Origin of the sequence: Vibrio hepatarius, from assembly GCF_043642085.1 — a bacterium.
GTDB classification, from domain to species: domain Bacteria; phylum Pseudomonadota; class Gammaproteobacteria; order Enterobacterales; family Vibrionaceae; genus Vibrio; species Vibrio hepatarius_C.
The window spans coordinates 128,338-146,791 of the sequence record NZ_JBHZSA010000006.1 but is presented as its reverse complement, the minus strand read 5'-3'; the positions used below and the strand labels follow the sequence as shown (position 1 = coordinate 146,791).

Annotated in this window: 16 protein-coding genes; 5 read left to right on the top strand and 11 right to left on the bottom strand. The window is 46.4% G+C overall.

Annotated features, from left to right (window positions below; translation table 11 throughout):
- Positions 1–94: 94 nt before the first annotated feature.
- Together ACHUFZ_RS13735 and lpcA are read right to left on the bottom strand one after the other, a co-directional pair.
- Complete coding sequence (locus ACHUFZ_RS13735; RefSeq protein ID WP_394127601.1) at positions 95–940, bottom strand: class II glutamine amidotransferase; 846 nt, start codon at positions 938–940, stop codon at positions 95–97.
- A 107-nt stretch (positions 941–1,047) separates the two neighbouring features.
- On the bottom strand, positions 1,048–1,629 hold the full coding sequence (lpcA, locus tag ACHUFZ_RS13730) for a D-sedoheptulose 7-phosphate isomerase (RefSeq protein ID WP_394127600.1): 582 nt from the start codon (positions 1,627–1,629) through the stop codon (positions 1,048–1,050).
- Positions 1,630–1,936: 307 nt separating this feature from the next.
- On the opposite strand from lpcA, the gene fadE reads away from it, so the two are divergent.
- Positions 1,937–4,390, top strand: coding sequence for an acyl-CoA dehydrogenase FadE (fadE, locus tag ACHUFZ_RS13725; protein WP_394127599.1), 2,454 nt, complete (start codon positions 1,937–1,939; stop codon positions 4,388–4,390).
- A gap of 75 nt (positions 4,391–4,465) precedes the next feature.
- On the opposite strand, the gene ACHUFZ_RS13720 is transcribed toward fadE, so the two are convergent.
- Together ACHUFZ_RS13720 and dnaQ are read right to left on the bottom strand one after the other, a co-directional pair.
- Positions 4,466–5,716, bottom strand: a complete 1,251-nt coding sequence (locus tag ACHUFZ_RS13720; RefSeq protein WP_394127598.1) for a TIGR03503 family protein — start codon at positions 5,714–5,716, stop codon at positions 4,466–4,468.
- An 8-nt stretch (positions 5,717–5,724) separates the two neighbouring features.
- Complete coding sequence (gene dnaQ, locus ACHUFZ_RS13715) at positions 5,725–6,462, bottom strand: DNA polymerase III subunit epsilon (RefSeq protein ID WP_134836267.1); 738 nt, start codon at positions 6,460–6,462, stop codon at positions 5,725–5,727.
- 56 nt (positions 6,463–6,518) lie between these two features.
- Between dnaQ and rnhA the strand changes: the two genes are divergently transcribed.
- Positions 6,519–6,983, top strand: a complete 465-nt coding sequence (gene rnhA, locus ACHUFZ_RS13710) for a ribonuclease HI (protein ID WP_134836268.1) — start codon at positions 6,519–6,521, stop codon at positions 6,981–6,983.
- Here rnhA and ACHUFZ_RS13705 read toward each other — a convergent pair.
- A complete protein-coding gene (locus tag ACHUFZ_RS13705; RefSeq protein ID WP_394127597.1) occupies positions 6,980–7,717 on the bottom strand; it encodes a class I SAM-dependent methyltransferase in 738 nt (245 codons plus the stop codon). The two genes, rnhA and ACHUFZ_RS13705, sit on opposite strands and share 4 nt — an antisense overlap.
- Before the next feature lie 33 nt (positions 7,718–7,750).
- On the opposite strand from ACHUFZ_RS13705, the gene gloB reads away from it, so the two are divergent.
- The 3 genes from gloB (at position 7,751) to ACHUFZ_RS13690 (ending at position 10,828) form a co-directional block, all read left to right on the top strand.
- Entirely contained in the window at positions 7,751–8,509 is a 759-nt protein-coding gene (gene gloB, locus ACHUFZ_RS13700; RefSeq protein WP_134836270.1) for a hydroxyacylglutathione hydrolase, read from the top strand.
- 70 nt (positions 8,510–8,579) lie between these two features.
- Positions 8,580–10,145: a LysM peptidoglycan-binding domain-containing protein gene (locus tag ACHUFZ_RS13695; RefSeq protein WP_394127596.1), complete on the top strand. Its 1,566-nt coding sequence runs from the start codon at positions 8,580–8,582 to the stop codon at positions 10,143–10,145.
- A complete protein-coding gene (locus ACHUFZ_RS13690; protein ID WP_394127595.1) occupies positions 10,142–10,828 on the top strand; it encodes a YIP1 family protein in 687 nt (228 codons plus the stop codon). Before ACHUFZ_RS13695 ends, ACHUFZ_RS13690 begins: the two co-directional genes overlap by 4 nt.
- Here ACHUFZ_RS13690 and ACHUFZ_RS13685 read toward each other — a convergent pair.
- From ACHUFZ_RS13685 to dnaE, 6 genes are all read right to left on the bottom strand, one after another.
- Positions 10,808–11,665 carry an endonuclease/exonuclease/phosphatase family protein gene (locus ACHUFZ_RS13685; RefSeq protein WP_394127594.1) on the bottom strand — a complete coding sequence of 286 codons (858 nt, stop codon included), beginning with the start codon at positions 11,663–11,665 and terminating at the stop codon, positions 10,808–10,810. The two genes, ACHUFZ_RS13690 and ACHUFZ_RS13685, sit on opposite strands and share 21 nt — an antisense overlap.
- Positions 11,666–11,713: 48 nt before the next feature.
- Positions 11,714–12,052, bottom strand: coding sequence for a nitrogen regulatory protein P-II (glnB, locus tag ACHUFZ_RS13680; RefSeq protein ID WP_004744805.1), 339 nt, complete (start codon positions 12,050–12,052; stop codon positions 11,714–11,716).
- 112 nt (positions 12,053–12,164) lie between these two features.
- Positions 12,165–12,479 carry a c-type cytochrome gene (locus tag ACHUFZ_RS13675; RefSeq protein WP_134836274.1) on the bottom strand — a complete coding sequence of 105 codons (315 nt, stop codon included), beginning with the start codon at positions 12,477–12,479 and terminating at the stop codon, positions 12,165–12,167.
- 62 nt (positions 12,480–12,541) lie between these two features.
- Positions 12,542–13,849 (bottom strand): tRNA lysidine(34) synthetase TilS, encoded by a 1,308-nt coding sequence (gene tilS, locus ACHUFZ_RS13670; RefSeq protein WP_394127593.1) that lies wholly within the window; start codon positions 13,847–13,849, stop codon positions 12,542–12,544.
- Between the two features lie 94 nt (positions 13,850–13,943).
- Positions 13,944–14,903, bottom strand: a complete 960-nt coding sequence (gene accA / locus ACHUFZ_RS13665; RefSeq protein ID WP_134836276.1) for an acetyl-CoA carboxylase carboxyl transferase subunit alpha — start codon at positions 14,901–14,903, stop codon at positions 13,944–13,946.
- Between the two features lie 38 nt (positions 14,904–14,941).
- Positions 14,942–18,421 (bottom strand): DNA polymerase III subunit alpha, encoded by a 3,480-nt coding sequence (gene dnaE / locus ACHUFZ_RS13660; RefSeq protein WP_394127592.1) that lies wholly within the window; start codon positions 18,419–18,421, stop codon positions 14,942–14,944.
- Positions 18,422–18,454: the final 33 nt, after the last annotated feature.

Below are 18,454 nucleotides of genomic sequence, written 5' to 3'. Positions count from 1 at the left end.
ATGGAATGACACTTAATAGCTACGTCATCCTCAAGAATGAGGAACGAATGAGTTGGAGATTTCTTGAAGTGAGTCGAATACCCGATGAGATTCCCTACTCCAACGGTTCCGTTGGCGCTTGGCTTGCCACTTTCTTCGGCGCGTATGGCACATCAATAAGTTCGTCAGCATTACCATCAATCAACTCACCAAAGTGGAAAATACCAAATTCTCCCGGTTTCATACGATGCCACTTCTCATTGTCAGTCAGCGGCTGAGTGGCAATCACTGAAACAATATCATTCGGTGTTGTCTCTTCTTGGAAGTTAATCTCCACATCTTCATCGATCAGTGATGCTTTACCAAACGGGGCACGACGCGTGATCCAATACAAGTGATTGGTACAGTAGGTAACGACATACTCACCATCAGAAAGCAGCATATTAAATACTCCTTTCTCACGCAGTTTGTCACAGCACTCAGCGACAAAACGGAACACGCCAACCATATCTTGTGGTGGCTCAGGGTATCGGTCTTCCATCTGCTTAAGTAACCAGCAAAACGCTAATTCACTGTCCGTCTGACCTACTGGGCGATGTCGACCTGTATGGAAGTCTTGATAATCACAAAGCTGGCCATTATGTGCAAATGTCCAATAACGTCCCCACAATTCGCGAGTAAATGGGTGAGTATTTTCTAGGTTGACGCCACCGCGGTTGGCTTGTCTGATATGGCTTATCACCGCACGACTCTTTATCGGGTAGTTTTGCACTAGCTCCGCTATTTTTGAATCGCAACTCGGGTTGGGATCTTTAAAGGTACGAAAGCCCTTACCTTCATAGAAAGTAATCCCCCAGCCATCACGATGCGGGCCAGTATTACCGCCTCGCTGCATCAAACCAGTAAAACTAAAACAGATATCGGTTGGAACGTTAGCGCTCATTCCGAGCAATTCACACATGGTCTAGCAAACTCCATTCTTCCTTGCGTGTCATACTTATTTAATAACATAAGCGCCAGCAAGATTGCTAGCGCTTATAGTTATAAGATAGAAAACGGTAACAGCTATTAAGCCTGCTCCATTTCCTTTTCAATCAGTTGAATCACGATGTGGATGATTTTGATGTGGATCTCTTGGATACGGTCAGCGTAACCAAAATGCGGTACACGGATTTCAATATCCGCTAGACCAGCCATTTTACCGCCATCTTTACCTGTCAATGCGATGGTTTTCATCCCTTTAGCTTGAGCAGCTTCAATCGCCTTTAGGATGTTACCTGAGTTGCCTGACGTCGATAGACCAAACAGCACGTCGCCTTTGCTACCTACCGCTTCAACATAACGTGAAAAAACAAAATCGTAGCCGAAATCGTTACTCACACATGATAGGTGGCTCGGATCTGAAATCGCGATACCCGGTAAACCAGGACGGTTTTCGCGGTAACGACCTGTTAGCTCTTCAGCAAAATGCATCGAATCACAGTGTGAACCGCCATTACCACAAGACAGAACTTTACCACCTTGCTTAAATGAATCAGCAATCATCTTCGCCGCCGCTTCAATCTGAGCAATATTATTATCATCACTCAAAAACTTATTCAGTACATCGGCAGCTTCGGTCAATTCGTTTTTAATTAGGTCCTGGTACATAGGTTTATCTCTAATTTTTGTAATAAATAGTTCTGCATCAATTACAGAAAGCATTACCTACAGAGTTTACTCAAACAATTCTCACTGTCGATAGCCCACCGTTAACAATTGCACCTTTATTACAAATCTCTCCTCACAAAATCTGCATGACTCATCATTTTTAGACCTTTCACTCTACTTAGATCACTTTTTGAACAAATTGCCATTTTACATTTTATTAATATTTTGATTACACTTAACTGGTTAGACCTCTTACTACTTTAAAGGCGTACAACACATATAAGGCCGCCGTAAAAGGAACAATAATATGGACATCTTGCTCTCTATCTTAGGTTTTACCGCTGTACTGGCGGTTTGCTTATACCATCGCAGCTCGCTGCTACTCTCTATCTCGGCTCTGACCGCAACCATGGTAGCTCTGTCTATCTTTGGTAGTGCGGGCTCACTGAGTTGGATTCTATTTATCGCAGCGGTTGTGACATTAGCTATCCCGTCGGTGCGCCAATCTCTGATCAGCAAAAAAGCACTGACTCTATTTAAGAAAGTGCTTCCTGCTATGTCGCAAACGGAAAAAGAAGCACTCGATGCGGGTACTGTTTGGTGGGAAGCCGAGCTATTCAAAGGTAAGCCGAACTGGAACAAGCTACATGAGATTAAAGATCCTAAGCTAAGCGCGGAAGAACAAGCGTTCCTAGACGGACCAGTTAGTGAAGTATGCGCCATGGTTAACGACTACCAAGTGACTCATGAACTGGCCGACTTACCACCTGAAGTATGGCAGTACTTAAAAGATCATAAGTTCTTCGCCATGATCATTAAAAAGAAATACGGTGGTCTTGAGTTCTCAGCTTACGCACAATCTTTGGTGCTACAAAAACTAACGGGTGTTTCGAGCGTACTGTCATCTACAGTAGGCGTACCTAACTCTTTAGGCCCAGGTGAATTACTGCAACACTACGGTACTAACGACCAGAAAGATTACTACTTACCTCGTCTAGCCGAAGGTAAAGAGATCCCTTGTTTTGCCCTGACTAGTCCTGAAGCGGGCTCAGATGCAGGCTCTATTCCAGATTTCGGTGTGGTATGTAAAGGCAAATGGGAAGGCAAAGAAGTACTAGGGATGCGCCTGACTTGGAACAAGCGTTACATCACCCTAGCCCCTGTTGCGACGGTACTAGGTTTAGCATTTAAACTGCGAGACCCAGATGGCCTACTTGGTGAACAACAAGACCTTGGTATCACTTGTGCCCTAATCCCAACTCATCTAAAAGGCGTTGAAATTGGTAACCGCCACTTCCCGCTCAACGTACCGTTCCAAAACGGTCCTACTCGCGGTGACGATTTGTTTGTACCACTCGATTTCATCATTGGCGGGCCGAAAATGGCAGGCCAAGGCTGGCGTATGCTGGTTGAATGTCTCTCGGTTGGTCGTGGTATTACCCTACCTTCAAACTCAACAGGCGGTATTAAAACTGCCGCGCTTGCAACTGGCGCTTACGCACGTATTCGCCGCCAGTTCAAACAGCCAATTGGCCATATGGAAGGGGTCGAAGAGCCATTGGCACGCCTAGGTGGTAATGCCTATGTGATGGATGCGGCAAGCGCATTAACGGTTGCGGGTATCGACCTAGGTGAAAAACCATCGGTCATTTCAGCTATCGTTAAATATCACTGTACTCACCGTATGCAACATAGCGTGATTGATGCTATGGATATCGTCGGTGGTAAAGGCATTTGTATGGGTCCATCGAACTTCCTAGCGCGTGGTTACCAAGGTGCGCCAATCGCAGTTACTGTGGAAGGTGCGAACATTCTGACTCGCTCAATGATCATCTATGGTCAAGGTGCGATCCGCTGCCATCCATATGTTCTAGCAGAGATGAATGCCGCCTATTCAGATTCATCAGACGCTCTGGATAAGTTTGATAGTGCGCTAGCTGGCCACGTCAGCTTTACCATGAGTAACTTTGTCCGCAGCTTATGGTTAGGTCTTACTGATGGGCGTTTATCTAATGCGCCGGTTAAAGACCAAACAACCCGTTATTACCAACAGCTTAACCGCTACAGCGCCAATATTGCCTTCCTATCAGATATCTCGATGGCAGTATTAGGTGGTTCTTTGAAGCGCAAAGAGCGCCTATCAGCCCGCCTTGGCGATATTTTGAGCCAACTGTACTTAAGCTCTGCAACGCTGAAGCGCTATGAAAGTGAAGGCCGTATTGCCGATGATCTGCCTCTGGTTCACTGGGGTCTGCAAGACAGCTTAAAACAGACAGAGCATGCGATTGATGAGTTCTTGGCGAACTTCCCGAACAAGTGGCTAGGAAAAGCACTCAGAGTGATCATTCTACCATTTGGTCGTATTCGTAAAGCGCCAAGTGATAAGCTTGATAGCCAAGTAGCGCAAATTCTTCAAACGCCAAGCGCGACTCGTTCTCGAATTGGCCGTAACCAATACTTTGAAGCGAGTGAATTTAACCCAGTCGGTAAAATTGAAAAGGCACTGCATATCATTCTAGAAGCTGAGCCTGTGTTTGATAAGGTATGTAAAGCGACGAATAAACGCCGCCCATTCCTACGCTTAGATCTTGTTGCTGATATCGGTCTAGAGCAAGGCATAATTGATAGCAATGAAGCTAACTTGTTGCGCGAGGCCGAGCAGCATCGTCTGTATGTCATTAATGTTGATGATTTCGACCCAAAGGACTTAGCGGCAAAGCCTCAGCCAACACTGACACCTGCAATGGATGAAGTCGCTTAACATTCCAATCCGTCGATACAACAAAGGGCTGCCAATGGCAGCCCTTTTTAATGCTTACAAAGTCAGTAGAATGCGTTATTTCTTCGGCATCTCTAACTGCATCTCTGGTATCGCTTGTTTCTTCGCTCTCAGCTTGCCCATCACAAACCAAACCACCAGACCAAGAATCAGTACGACAAAGTTACCCACGCCGATAATGATCATGGTGCGTGTTTTCTTCTCTTCACGCATTTGTAGTAGCTGCATCTCTTCGAGCATTTTCTGCTGCTGGATTCTTTCAAGCTCTTGTAAGCGGCGTGTTTCCGCTAAGTCGACCTCTTCAACCACACTGTAAGTATGTTCGGTAATGTCAAACATAAGTGGTCGCTCTGAGCCCATTTCGGTAGCAAAGGCTTTACCTGACCAAGAGTAATGACCATTGTTGTCACTGTTGGGAATTTCTAATTCCACCTTGTTACTTTCCGCTTCGGCACTGCCTTGTACCGTCACTTTGTCTCCATCAGGCCCCATATGCTCGATATGCGCAGAAATCGAGCCTGGCTGAATCATACCCTGCTCACCATTGATCACGACCTTGTGCGGGGTACCTGCAACCCGAGATTGAATAAAGGTCGATTGCAGTGGCTGAGGGTACACTAAGACTTCTTGCTCTTGAGCACGTAAAAAGACGCCATTTCCAGAAGTAATCCGAACCCGATATTTACCCGGCTCGCTCGTAACGGGCAATAACACAGTAAAAATACCATCGCCTGCGACTTCATCTAAGCCGCGTCCATCATCAGCAAACTCACCAATCACTTCAGGAATTGGCCGCGCTTCTTTGACTAAGGTTTCTTCATTCTCAATAAACTTAGTGAACGTCACCTTCAGTTTGACTCGGTCGAGGAAATCTCGCAGCACAAGTGGCTGCCCGTTTGAGGTGAGGCGCGCATTAAACTTAATCGACTCGCCTAAGAAAAGACGACTCGGCATCTTATCGGTAGAGAGTTCTAAGTGAGAGATAAGCTTAATTTTGTTTTTAGGTGTCACCTTGCCGATAGCTTGCCAAGGTCCTGGCATCGGGCTATCAATCGAAATGATGTCCATGGATGATTCTTGATACCAACGGACATTATCAGGAGAGCGCCAAGCGTAGTATTTCTTACCATCTGGGCGAACTAAAACCACAGGTTGCGAGCTTTTCGCTCGATAGATAACAAAAGTGATCTGCTTAATCGACGGATCAACTCGAAAACGGTTATCTAACAAGCTCATTGAGGATTCTTCAGCTGAGTAGCTTAACGCGCTAAACACAAGACCTACAATGGCAATCCAAATCCTCAACATCCTTTCTCCTACTGACGCCAGAGACAACTTCCGTTTTTCTCGACGATATCTAATCTTTTATTATGGGCATCTATTTCATCGGCCGTTGCACGTAGAACCTTTAGCGCTTTTCGTCCACTGGCGGCACGTTTTATCGCTTCCCCACCGTCATCATTTGAACTACCCGCATTAAATTGCAACGATGTTTGACCACCAGTCATTAACAGGTAGACGTCAGCTAGGATCTCCGCATCGAGCAAAGCGCCGTGAAGGGTACGGTGCGAGTTATCAATACCGTAACGATCACAGAGCACATCAAGGTTGTTTCGCTTGCCTGGGAAGATCTTCTTCGCCATGGCCAGCGTATCGGTCACCTTACAATAGTCGTCTGTTTTACCGATGGTTGGATCGAGCATCGAAAATTCGTGATCCATAAAGCCGGTATCGAACGAGGCGTTGTGAGCCACCAGCTCTGAATCTTTGATGAACTCCAAAAACTCTTTATGAACGTCTTGGTACTCTGGCTTATCTACAAGAAATTCATCGGTAATACCGTGAACCCCGATCGCCTCGGGCTGAATATCACGATCCGGCTTGATATAAACGTGGAAATGACGCCCAGTCAGCTTACGGTTAATGATCTCAACCGCACCGATTTCGATAATGCGGTGACCTTGATAATGTGGACCACCCTCTTGGTTCATACCGGTGGTTTCCGTATCGAGAACGACGATACGATGCTGCTTAGAATTGTTGCTGGTATTCATAACAATATGTGTGTCAGACTATGCCAATAATGTGCTTAACCCAATAGTATCAAATCATGACGAAACAAGTGGAAATTTTCACTGATGGTTCTTGTTTAGGTAATCCTGGCCCAGGTGGCTATGGCGTCGTATTACGCTATAAACAGACAGAAAAGACCCTTGCTAAAGGCTATACCTTAACGACTAACAATCGTATGGAAATGCTAGCAACCATCGTAGCACTGCAAGCATTGAAAGAACCTTGCGATGTCATACTTACCACTGATAGCCAATATGTTCGTCAAGGCATCACTCAATGGATACATAACTGGAAAAAACGCGGTTGGAAAACCGCTGATAAAAAACCGGTTAAAAATGCCGACCTTTGGAAAGCGCTTGACCAAGAAACAGAGCGCCACACGGTAGATTGGCGCTGGGTAAAAGGTCATGCGGGCCATCGTGAAAACGAAATGTGTGACGAGCTTGCACGCGCTGCAGCAGAGAACCCAACCGAAGAAGATACCGGCTACGTTCCTAATTAGTACGGCTGCTTGTTCGAAACCTTATAATTGACGCTGACTGGCGTCAATTTTCGTTTTAGCTTCCAGTGCGGTTTAATCGGTTTCAATGGATAGGTACGTTTACGCGCGACAATAAAGTACAAACTGCCCATCGGCGCGGCCCAATCACCTAAACTGTTTTCAAGCCAAGTCCACATAGTTCGATACTTTTGCATTGGAAACAGTGCATAGCTATCACACTCAACCACTTGGTAGTTCAGCAGCCCTAACCAATCTTTAATTCGATTTGGCGTAAACATGCGGCCGCTCCAAGGCAAGTTGTTCCGTCGCCATGGCATTAAGCTCCCCAAGCCAGTAAGACTCATAGGGTTAAAACCGGTAATAATCATATAACCATCATCGATCATTACTCGGTCAACTTCACGCAGCATACGATGAGGATCATTGCAGTAATCAAGCTGATGTGCCATCAAGACAGCATCAAAGCTTTTCTCTAAAAAGGGCAAATCGTAACCATCTGCAATCACATTATGCAAAGGGTTCTGGATATCTAACTGAACTTGATGTTGAATATTACAGTTGAAGCTAGTTAACTCGCAGCTCAAACCACCCAACTTGAGTAAGTGATACCCAAATAATTTAGGGCACCATTCATCAACGCGGGTTTGAATGGAGTCACTGACCCATTGACCATTTTTTAGCTGAGACCATGAATGAGGTTTTTCAAGCTTTTTAGCGCTACGTGCTGGTTTCATATCTAACCTGCTTCACTCTTGGGAGACACAACTATGTTGAATATCAAAAGCATACCTGCATTTAATGATAATTACATCTGGCTGATTGAAAATAGCGATCGCCGTTGTGCTGTTGTCGATCCGGGAGATGCAAAGCCTGTGCTTGATTATCTTGCTCAGCACGACCTGAGTTTAGAAGCAATTCTTATCACCCACCACCATCACGACCATATTGGCGGTATTGCTGAATTAGTCAGACAGTTCCCTAACGTCGATGTTGTCGGCCCAGCTAATGAGCCAGTTCCCACGCTGACTCACGCGGTTGAAGCAGGTGACCAAATTGAGCTATTTGATGAAGTTTTCTTCGTCTTAGGGCTTGAAGGTCATACGCTGGGACATATTGGCTACGTCGGTGATAGCAAATTGTTTTGTGGTGATGTGCTGTTTTCTGCAGGATGTGGCCGCGTGTTTGAAGGCACGATGGAACAGATGCACACTTCACTGAGCAAATTAGTGGCTCTGCCTGAAGAAACACAAGTGTTCTGCGCCCATGAGTACACCGCAAGCAATGTCGCTTTTGCACTTGCCGTTGAGCCAGACAACGAACAACTGCAACAGTATCGTGATGAAGTGAATCGCCTACGCGCGCAGAACAAACCAACGCTACCAAGTAGCATTCGCCGCGAGAAATGGATCAATCCGTTCCTTCGTACCGACCAGCCAACCGTCATGCGTTCGGTCGCAAATCGCACCTCTGAGACAGACTCTTTGTCAATTTTTACTGCATTACGTGAGTGGAAGAACGAATTTTAACGATTTGCAGCTTGTCACTGACTAATTGTGACAAGTATTATCAGCAGCCAAAGATAAAAAGGGCTGTGAAATGCGAGTTAAACACAGCTGGGTATTCGCGCTAGTATTATCTGGCTGTCAACTTACCCAGCCAACAGATTCCGGTGAAGCCGTCTCTCCGGGAACCAATAATCCAACACCAAGCAAGCAAACTGAGTTAACCGCTCAACCCGCAAAGCCGGTAGCAAAACCACAACCTGTGGTGACTCCTCAATCTCAAGAAGATGTATGGCAACGCATTGCGATGCAACTAGAGATGCCTATTCCAGATCATAAATTGGTCGACTACTACCGCACTTGGTACTTAAAACACCCCAACCATCTGAAAACAGTATCTAAGCGTGCAGAACCTTTCTTGTACCTAATTACTGAAAAGATTGAACAGCGTGGCCTGCCTCTAGAGTTAGCTTTACTGCCTGTTGTAGAAAGCTCATTTGATGCCTTTGCCTATTCACACGGTAGCGCGGCAGGCTTATGGCAATTTGTCCCAGGCACAGGTAAGCAACAAGGCCTAGAGCAAAACTTCTGGTATGACGGCCGCCGCGACGTGCCAGCCTCAACAGATGCCGCACTGGATTACCTAACCTACCTCAATAAACGTTTTGATGGTGAGTGGACACACGCAATTGCTGCCTACAACAGTGGTGGTGGCCGTGTTTCGCGTGCCATTCGCAAGAACAACAATTTAGGTAAGCCTACTGACTTCTTCTCGCTAGACCTACCTAAAGAGACCAGCGGATACGTACCAAAGCTACTCGCACTGGCTGATATTGTTGCCAATCAAGAGAAATATGGCTTAATCATTCCGCCGATTGCGAACAAACCAGTGGTTAAGCTAGTAGACCCTAAAGAGCAACTCGATCTTGCGATTGCAGCTCAATATGCGGGTATCTCAGTGAAAGAGCTACAAGGTTTGAACCCTGCCTATAATCAGTGGGCCACGGCGCCAGAAGGTCCGCATCAATTGCTGCTGCCTACAGCTAATATCGCTAAGTTCAATAAAGCAGTTAGTGACAATCGTGGCAAGGGCATGAAAGTCGTGCGCTACAAAGTCAAATCTGGCGATAGCGTGAGCGTTTTAGCGCAGAAATACAATACGACTTCAAGCGTTATTCGTACGGCGAACAACATGACGAATAACAATATTCGTGTTGGTCAGCACTTACTAATTCCTACTTCAACCAAAGACGACAAAGCTTACGCCCTAAGTGCCTCTAACCGCCTGGCGAAAACGCAATCAAAGAACCGCGGTCAGTACAAACTGACTCACACTGTGAGCTCAGGTGATAGTTTATGGTCGATTGCAAAAGAGAATAAGGTTTCGCACCAATCTCTCGCTAAGTGGAACGGCATGGGTCCGCGCGATACGCTTCGCGTCGGTCAAAAGCTTGTAATTTGGAAGAACAGCTCCGACGGCGCCATCATTCGTACTGTGTTCTACAACGTACGCAGTGGTGACACTATCAGCGGCATTGCTAGCAAGTTTAAAGTGAAGTCGAACGATATTGTTAAATGGAATGGTTTAAATAAGCAGAAGTACCTCAAGCCAGGACAGAAGCTTAAACTTTATGTAGATGTAACTAAGGTAAGCGTATGAACCCGTCAAGCAACCCACTTGTTATGCTGCTCGATATTTTTCGATCGCCAAGCGCGTGTTTCTTAGCTCTATACCAACGCGGTGCTTGGGGATGGCAGCCTTATGTTTTCTTAATTCTGTCGCCATTTTTGTTCTGGGGATCTTACTTTGACTTGGTCAATTTTGAATGGCTAAGAGAAGGGTTGGCAGCACAGCTAGCGGAAACCAATCCAAAGCAGCTGGAGCTATTGGATCCTAATACTCTGATGGCCAGCGAGATCATCAGTGATATTGCAGGGCGTACACTGACAATCCTGATGTTGGCATTCTGGTTTAACCTCGCGACGAAGCCGAGCCAACATCAACATGGCTTTTGGAAATGGTTCGCAGCTGGCGCAGTGATCACTTTCCCAGCGATCATCGGTGATTTGGCAAGTTATGTCAGCGTGCTACTTAAGCATGGTCAGGTGATGGTTTATGCCGCCGACCTAAATAGTTTAAATGGTTTACTGAAACTGCCACTGACTAATGATTGGTCTCAGTTTGCCAGCTCATTCCCTCTGTTGCTGCCTTGGTACATTGCTTTAGGCTACGCAGCTATTGGTACTTGGACTGAGTTTGAGCGCGGTCAAGCTCTTGCAATTTCCGCGCTACCTTGGGTTGGCTACTACTTGATTTGGGCGCTATACATCCTGATTTTCTAGTCGGAAGCGCACCAAAATAGGGTTATGATCAGAGGCGTCCGATTCGGGCGCCTCTGCGGCTTCTAACCCAAGCCCACGGAAAAACACATGATCCAGTGGTAAACCAGTAATAAATTGAGTGCGGTGATCCGGCAGATACGTCGCCTCTTGCAGCCCAAGTGATTTCAGAGCTTGGTGCATCACCGTCAAACGCTCTTCACTCCAACTATTAAAGTCGCCTGCAACAATAACTGGCCCTTGGTGTTTCTTGAGCTCAGCCACCAGCACGTCTAACTGACGCTGATATTCAACCGTCCCATACGTAAAGTTCACCGCATGAATATTAACGACCGCTAGCTGCTCTCCATTAGAAAGTGGATACAGTGCATACAAGGCCGATTTAGGCAATCTAAGCCATGGCTCAAGCTCGGTATAAGCACACGCTTTAGCTGGCGCACTCAATGAAAGGTTCAGTACACCTGCCGTAGTATCGAACGCCTTAAATGCATCCACCTGACTGCCAAACCATTTAGCCGCCAAGATCCATTCACGTAGCTCTTCCGTCATGCTCGCTTCCTGCAGCAGAACTAATTGCTTGTTAGCAGAAAACTGCTGCAAACGTTGCTGCCAATTGTCGCGATTCTGCTTATAAAGATTCCAAACTAAGAGATTTATTTCACCCGATTGATCAACCACCGCCGCATTTGGATTTTGATAGCATTGCAGTGACAACTCTACTTGGTCACCATCTAGCGATGTCAGTTGCACACTATCCGATAGCTGAAATATCGATTTGTAGCCGATAAAGGTAGCACTCGCGAGTACTAAAGGGAGCAGAATTAAGGAAGCTTTTTTCATATTGTTCGCCAAAAACAAAAAAGAGCCTTACGGCTCTTTTTTAGTATATTAGATTGCGTCTTCGTCTTCTTCGCCAGTACGAATTCGCACGATACGCTCAACATCGGTAATAAAGATTTTTCCGTCACCAATTTTGCCTGTCTGCGCAGTCTCAATGATGGTATCAACACATTGATCGGCCACATCGTCAGTCACGACAATTTCTAGCTTCACTTTAGGCAGGAAGTCCACCATGTATTCGGCACCACGATACAGCTCTGTATGACCTTTTTGACGGCCAAAACCTTTAACTTCAGACACTGTCATGCCAGTAATACCAACTTCAGCTAGCGCTTCACGTACATCATCAAGCTTGAACGGCTTAATAATGGCTTCGATCTTTTTCATGTTCATCCCTTAAACTATTGTAACTGTCGCCATTATCCCATGATAACTGGGTAATAAAAAGCCCGAGCGTTGAATGCTCGGGCTCGATTGTTTTATCTAAGCCGAATGGCAATTATTTCAAACTTGCGTAGTAAGCCGCTAGGTTAGCAATATCCGCGTCATTTAACATTGAAGCTTGAGCTTGCATTACTGCCGCCATGCCTCCGTTACGCTCTTTGTTTTTGTATGCGTTGATCGAAGAAACAAGGTATTGCTCGTTTTGACCTTTCAGGTTTGGGTAACCTGGGATCATTGCGATACCGTCAGCGCCATGACAAGCAGCACAAACCGCCGCTTTCGCTTTGCCAGCAGCAACATCACCGGCCGCTAACGCTTGGCCACTAAGTAGCCCCATACCAATAACCAATCCAATAGCGAGTTTTTTCATTGCTCTTCCTTATAATTCCATGATAGTTGTACGTTTTTATGTATACAATTTTACAGAAACAACTAAAGCTTGTCCCAGATGAGTTCACAGTCTTGGCCTATAAAGTGACGATCAATAAATAAATCTCCGACCGCAACAACCCGCTCACCACACATTACTATAGGGGTTCTACGTCTCAGCCAGCTTGGGATGCCATACTCTTGAAATAATTTTTTCAGCTTTCGACTATGACCCCGTTCTGCCGGATGGGCAGTAAGTCCTTCGGGGTTAAATAGCACCTGTAATGGTGCTTGAGCTAATGCTTGCTGTGATAATTTGCCACTAGATGATGAAACCAGTGCTAATTGACCTAACTCATCTGGCAACTGACAAACTTGTTCAAGCTGTAACGCGCACTGCCAATGCTCAAGACTTTGCCATGCTTGAACAACGTATAATTTATGTGCGAAGCGTCGAATCTGCCCATCGGCCAACGTCAATTGAGGGTTAGCATCTTGCTGAGCCTGAGCCACTTCCTGCCATAATTTATCAAGCTGTACTCGGCTAGGCATACGCAGACCAAGGGATTCTAACCACATTCTCAACAGGCGCATTCTGGCCAACTCACTCATCGCCGCTAACGTGGCAATATCTAAGCTGTCGTCTGAGTACATCGCCGCAGACAACTTCTCTGTCATCAGCTCATCAAGCAATTGTTCTTGCTCTGCACAAAGTTCAGCGCTGCGCTGCACTGACTGATGGATGTGCGGCCAACGCTCTCTCATGCTAGGCGTAAGGTTATGGCGAATGAAATTACGCTCAAAGCGCTGATCTTGATTGCTCTCATCTTCAACCCACTCGAGATCTAAACTTCGAGCAAACTCTTCTATCTCTTGGCGAGTCGCGGATAAAAGTGGCCTTACAATTTGCGCCTTTTCGAAAGGCATGACCGCAGCCATAGAAGCTAAGCCTTTAGGGCCGCTACCGCGTTTAAGGGCTAGCAAAAACGTCTCTAACTGATCATCTGCATGTTGACCCGTTAGTAATAAGTCGCCGCACTTGAGGTGCTTACTCAATGCGTTATAACGAGCTTCGCGCGCACTCTCTTCGATACTCCGTCCCTCAACATCTAAACTCACTCTTTCGATAACTAAAGGGACATTTAATGATTGGCACCAATGCTGGCACTGCTTCGCCCATTGGTCAGCATTGTCACTCAGTCCATGGTGAACATGTACCGCTAAACACTCCACGCTATGTTGCTGAGCGTATTGAGCCAGCAACTCGAGCATCACTCGTGAGTCCAGCCCACCACTCAAACCAAGCACAATGCGTGTGTTTGGTTGATAATATTGGTCAATCGCTGCGTAAAACGTTGATTTAAGCTTCATCACTGTCTTTATCTTGAGAGTTATAGGGTTATTTTATCACTAGCAATAAAAAAGGCTGAACCTAAGTTCAGCCTTTCTATGATACGCGTAGCGATTAACAGTAACCGTAGCTCATTAGGCGCTGGTAACGACGCTCTAGTAGCGTATCGTTATCAAACTGCTCTAACTCTTCAAGTTGACGAGACAGTGTTGCCTTCATGTTTTGAGCCATTGTCAGGTGATCACGGTGTGCACCACCTAGCGGCTCTTCGATAATTTCATCGATAAGCTCAAGCTCTTTTAGTCGCGGAGCAATTAGACCCATCGCTTCTGCTGCTTGTGGCGCTTTATCTGAATCACGCCATAGGATTGATGCACAACCTTCTGGAGAGATTACCGAATAAGTTGAGTACTGAAGCATGTTCACGTAATCACCCACACCGATAGCTAGAGCGCCACCAGAACCGCCTTCACCAACAACGTTACAGATTACAGGCACTTTTAGGCCAGCCATCACTTTAAGGTTAGTTGCGATTGCTTCTGATTGACCACGCTCTTCAGCACCAACACCTGGGTATGCACCTGCAGTATCGATGAAAGTGATCACTGGCATGTTAAAACGCTCTGCCGTTTGCATTAGACGTAGCGCTTTACGGTAACCTTCTGGCTTTGGCATACCAAAGTTACGTTTTACTTTTTCTTTGGTCTCACGACCTTTCTGGTGACCAATGATCATCACTGGACGGCCATTTAGACGAGCCATACCACCAACAATTGCTTTGTCGTCAGCGTAGTGACGGTCACCCGCCATTTCATCAAACTCAGTAAATACGTGCTCGATGTAATCTAGCGTGTAAGGGCGCTGTGGGTGACGAGCTAACTGAGCAGTTTCCCATGCACCAAGGTCACTGAACGTTTTCTTTTTAAGTTCTAGGCTTTTCTTTTCTAGCTGCTCAATCTCTTTTTCAAGATCAACACCCGCTTCACCGCCATGACGAGATACGTCACGAAGTGCTTCAATTTTTGCTTCTAGCTCTGCGATTGGCTTTTCAAATTCTAAAAAGTTCAGGCTCATCTATAGATCCTTTATTATTCGGTCGCCATTGACCGAACTTAGTTAAATTCGAGTTCTACCTGGCCTTTCCCAAGTAGTTGTTTTAAATCATCTAATAATGCGTCACTCGGCGTTACTCGCCATTCTGTACCTAGCGTTAAACGCGCCCGAGCATCGGAGCGTTGGTAGTATACATGGACGGGCACACTTCCCGCCCGATGAGGCTCTAGTATTTGACTAAAGCGCTCAAAAAATCGGTCATTGATTTGCGATTCATCAATCGAGACAGATAATCCTCGTGCATATTTTTCACGAGCTGTTCCCAAATCCATAACTTCGCGCGCGGACATTTTAAGACCACCATTGAAATCATCAAAGCTGACCTGTCCAGAAACCACCAAAATTTTATCGTTTTCTAACAATTCTGCGTATCGATCCAGCGCATCTGAGAACAACATCACTTCCATTCGGCCGCTTCTGTCATCCAAAGTCATAATACCGATACGTGTACCGCGCTTAGTTGTCATTACTCGTGACGCAATCACCAAGCCGGCAACCGTGACACTTTGATCACGACGAGTTGGAGTCGCGTCTTTTAGTCGACAACTGGTGTACTTACCAAGTTCCTTTATATAGGCATTAATTGGGTGGCCGGTCAAATATAGGCCGAGTGTATCACGTTCACCTTCAAGCCATACCTTCTCAGGCCATGGTTCAACTTTGGTGTACTTATGCTCGACCTCTTCCGGTGCCTCGGTTAATACCCCGAATAAATCACTCTGACCAAATGCTTCCGCCTGGTGGTGTTGGCTCGCCGCCTTCACGGCATCATTCAATGAGGCCATCAGGGCTGCACGATGAGGGCCAAGTCGGTCAAGAGCACCGGCATAAATCAGTTTTTCAATCACACGCTTGTTGACTTTCTTAAGGTCAATGCGGGCACAGAAATCAAATAAATCTTTAAAGTGGCCATCTTTGTTGCGCGCTTCTAGAATTGCATCAATTGGGCCTTCACCAACCCCTTTAATCGCGCCGATACCGTAAACAATCGCACCGTCTTCATCAACATTGAAACGGTATAAGCCAGCGTTAATGTCCGGTGGTAGCACTTTAAGCTTCATACGGAAACATTCATCGACTAGGCCAACCACTTTTTCCGTGTTGTCCATATCGGCTGTCATTACCGCTGCCATAAACTCTGCTGGGAAGTGAGTTTTTAGCCATAACGTCTGGTACGAAACCAGTGCGTATGCCGCTGAGTGGGATTTGTTAAAGCCGTAACCTGCGAACTTTTCTACCAAGTCGAAGATCTTCATCGCCAGTTCGCCATCAACGCCGTTGGCAATCGCCCCTTCTTCGAAAGTCGCACGCTGCTTGGCCATCTCTTCAGGCTTTTTCTTACCCATCGCACGACGGAGCATGTCAGCGCCACCTAGCGTATAGCCAGAAAGAACCTGAGCGATCTGCATTACCTGCTCCTGATAGAGGATAATGCCGTAGGTCGGTTCAAGAATTTCTTGTAACGAGTCGTGCTGCCACTGTTCATCTGGATACGATACAGCTTCTCGACCATGCTTACGGTCGATAAAGTTATCTACCATGCCCGATTGGAGTGGGCCAGGGCGGAACAGAGCTACCAGTGCGATAATATCTTCAAAACAGTCAGGTTGAAGACGCTTGATTAGCTCTTTCATACCACGCGATTCTAGCTGGAATACCGCCGTGGTCTCTGAGTTTTGCAACAGATTGAATGACGCTTGGTCTACCAGTGGAATTGACTCGATCGCAACCGGTGGTTTGCCCTCTTTCTCTAGACGAGGGTTAATCAAGCCCAGCGCCCAGTCGATGATGGTTAATGTTCGTAGACCCAAGAAGTCAAACTTAACCAGACCAGCGGTTTCTACGTCGTTCTTATCAAACTGGGTAACTGGGAAATGGCCTTCCGCATCCGCGTAGATAGGCGCAAAGTCAGTAATGGTCGTTGGTGAGATAACAACACCACCCGCGTGCTTACCGGCGTTACGTGTACACCCTTCAAGGATGCGACACATATCGATCAGCTCTTTGATCTCTTCGTCGTTCTCGTACAATTCAGGCAGTGCAGGCTCAGCTTTGAACGCTTTTTCAAGCGTCATACCTGGGTCTGGCGGCACCAACTTAGAAATGCGGTCTACAAAGCCGAAACCGTGACCAAGTACACGTCCCACGTCGCGAATAACCGCTTTTGCCGCCATGGTACCAAAGGTGATGATCTGAGATACCGCGTCTCGGCCATACATTTCTGCTACGTGATCAATAACTTTATCACGTTTATCCATACAGAAGTCGACGTCGAAATCGGGCATCGAGACACGTTCTGGGTTCAAGAATCGTTCGAATAGCAGGTCATATTCCAATGGATCCAAGTCGGTGATCTTAAGTGCGTACGCCACTAGCGAACCCGCACCTGAACCACGCCCAGGACCAACTGGAATAGCGTTATCTTTTGACCACTGGATGAACTCCATTACGATCAAGAAGTAACCTGGGAATCCCATGTTGTTGATTACTTCAAGCTCGATCTTAAGTCGGTCATCGTATTCAGGGCGGCGCTCTTCGCGCACTTTTGGGTCAGGAAATAGGAACTCAAGACGCTCTTCTAGGCCTTGTTCCGATTTCTTAACCAAGAATTCGGTTTCTTCCATCCCTTCGGTTGGGAACGCTGGAAGGAAGTACTCACCGAGTCGGACAGTAACGTTACAACGCTTAGCAATTTCAACACTGTTTTCTAGTGCTTCTGGGATATCAGAGAAGAGCTCACACATCTCCTCTTCCGTGCGTAGATATTGCTGAGGGCTGTAGTTTTTTGGCCTACGTGGATCTTCAAGTGTGTAGCCATCATGGATAGCAACTCGAATCTCATGAGCATCAAACAAAGTCTCGTCGAGGATAACCACATCGTTGGTCGCCACGACAGGGATCTCTCGTTGCTCGGCCAACTCTAGCGCAAAATGCAGATACGTTTCTTCATCAGCACGGCCTGTACGCGTTAACTCCAAATAAAATCTATTTGGGAAATGGGTTTGGTAGAACGCGACACACTCTTCAGCAACTTTCTGGTTGCCTTTGAGCAGAGCTTTACCTATTTCACCGCTTTTACCCCCTGAGAGTAAAATTACCCCTTCAGATAACTCAGTTAGCCACTCTTTATCAATGACAGGTTGATGCTGTACGTGCCCACGCAGGTACGCTTTAGAAATGAGTAGAGTTAGGTTCTTGTAGCCAACATTATCCGCCGCGATAACGGTCAATTTTGTTAGCTCATCACCGAACTCAGGTGACTGCATAAGAAAATCAGCACCAATGATTGGCTTAATACCGCAGCCGTGTGCAGTGCCATAAAACTTAACCAGACCACACAAGTTGGTGAAGTCGGTCAGTGCCATTGCAGGCATACCCATTTCAGCCACCCTCTTAACCAAGGGAGGCACTTTTGATAGGCCGTCAACCATGGAGAAGTCACTATGAACTCGAAGGTGGATAAACTTTGGATCTGACATGAATAAGGTCCAGAAAGGTGATAAATTTGGAAG

Coding starts and splice junctions, on each gene's coding strand:
- ACHUFZ_RS13705 (WP_394127597.1), bottom strand. CDS start 7,717: ATGAAACCAGCACGTAGCGCTAAAAAGCTTGAAAAACCTCATTCATGG.
- ACHUFZ_RS13720 (WP_394127598.1), bottom strand. CDS start 5,716: ATGTTGAGGATTTGGATTGCCATTGTAGGTCTTGTGTTTAGCGCGTTA.
- rnhA (WP_134836268.1), top strand. CDS start 6,519: ATGACGAAACAAGTGGAAATTTTCACTGATGGTTCTTGTTTAGGTAAT.
- gloB (WP_134836270.1), top strand. CDS start 7,751: ATGTTGAATATCAAAAGCATACCTGCATTTAATGATAATTACATCTGG.
- accA (WP_134836276.1), bottom strand. CDS start 14,903: ATGAGCCTGAACTTTTTAGAATTTGAAAAGCCAATCGCAGAGCTAGAA.
- fadE (WP_394127599.1), top strand. CDS start 1,937: ATGGACATCTTGCTCTCTATCTTAGGTTTTACCGCTGTACTGGCGGTT.
- glnB (WP_004744805.1), bottom strand. CDS start 12,052: ATGAAAAAGATCGAAGCCATTATTAAGCCGTTCAAGCTTGATGATGTA.
- dnaE (WP_394127592.1), bottom strand. CDS start 18,421: ATGTCAGATCCAAAGTTTATCCACCTTCGAGTTCATAGTGACTTCTCC.
- ACHUFZ_RS13690 (WP_394127595.1), top strand. CDS start 10,142: ATGAACCCGTCAAGCAACCCACTTGTTATGCTGCTCGATATTTTTCGA.
- ACHUFZ_RS13695 (WP_394127596.1), top strand. CDS start 8,580: ATGCGAGTTAAACACAGCTGGGTATTCGCGCTAGTATTATCTGGCTGT.
- lpcA (WP_394127600.1), bottom strand. CDS start 1,629: ATGTACCAGGACCTAATTAAAAACGAATTGACCGAAGCTGCCGATGTA.
- dnaQ (WP_134836267.1), bottom strand. CDS start 6,462: ATGAATACCAGCAACAATTCTAAGCAGCATCGTATCGTCGTTCTCGAT.
- ACHUFZ_RS13685 (WP_394127594.1), bottom strand. CDS start 11,665: ATGAAAAAAGCTTCCTTAATTCTGCTCCCTTTAGTACTCGCGAGTGCT.
- ACHUFZ_RS13735 (WP_394127601.1), bottom strand. CDS start 940: ATGTGTGAATTGCTCGGAATGAGCGCTAACGTTCCAACCGATATCTGT.
- ACHUFZ_RS13675 (WP_134836274.1), bottom strand. CDS start 12,479: ATGAAAAAACTCGCTATTGGATTGGTTATTGGTATGGGGCTACTTAGT.
- tilS (WP_394127593.1), bottom strand. CDS start 13,849: ATGAAGCTTAAATCAACGTTTTACGCAGCGATTGACCAATATTATCAA.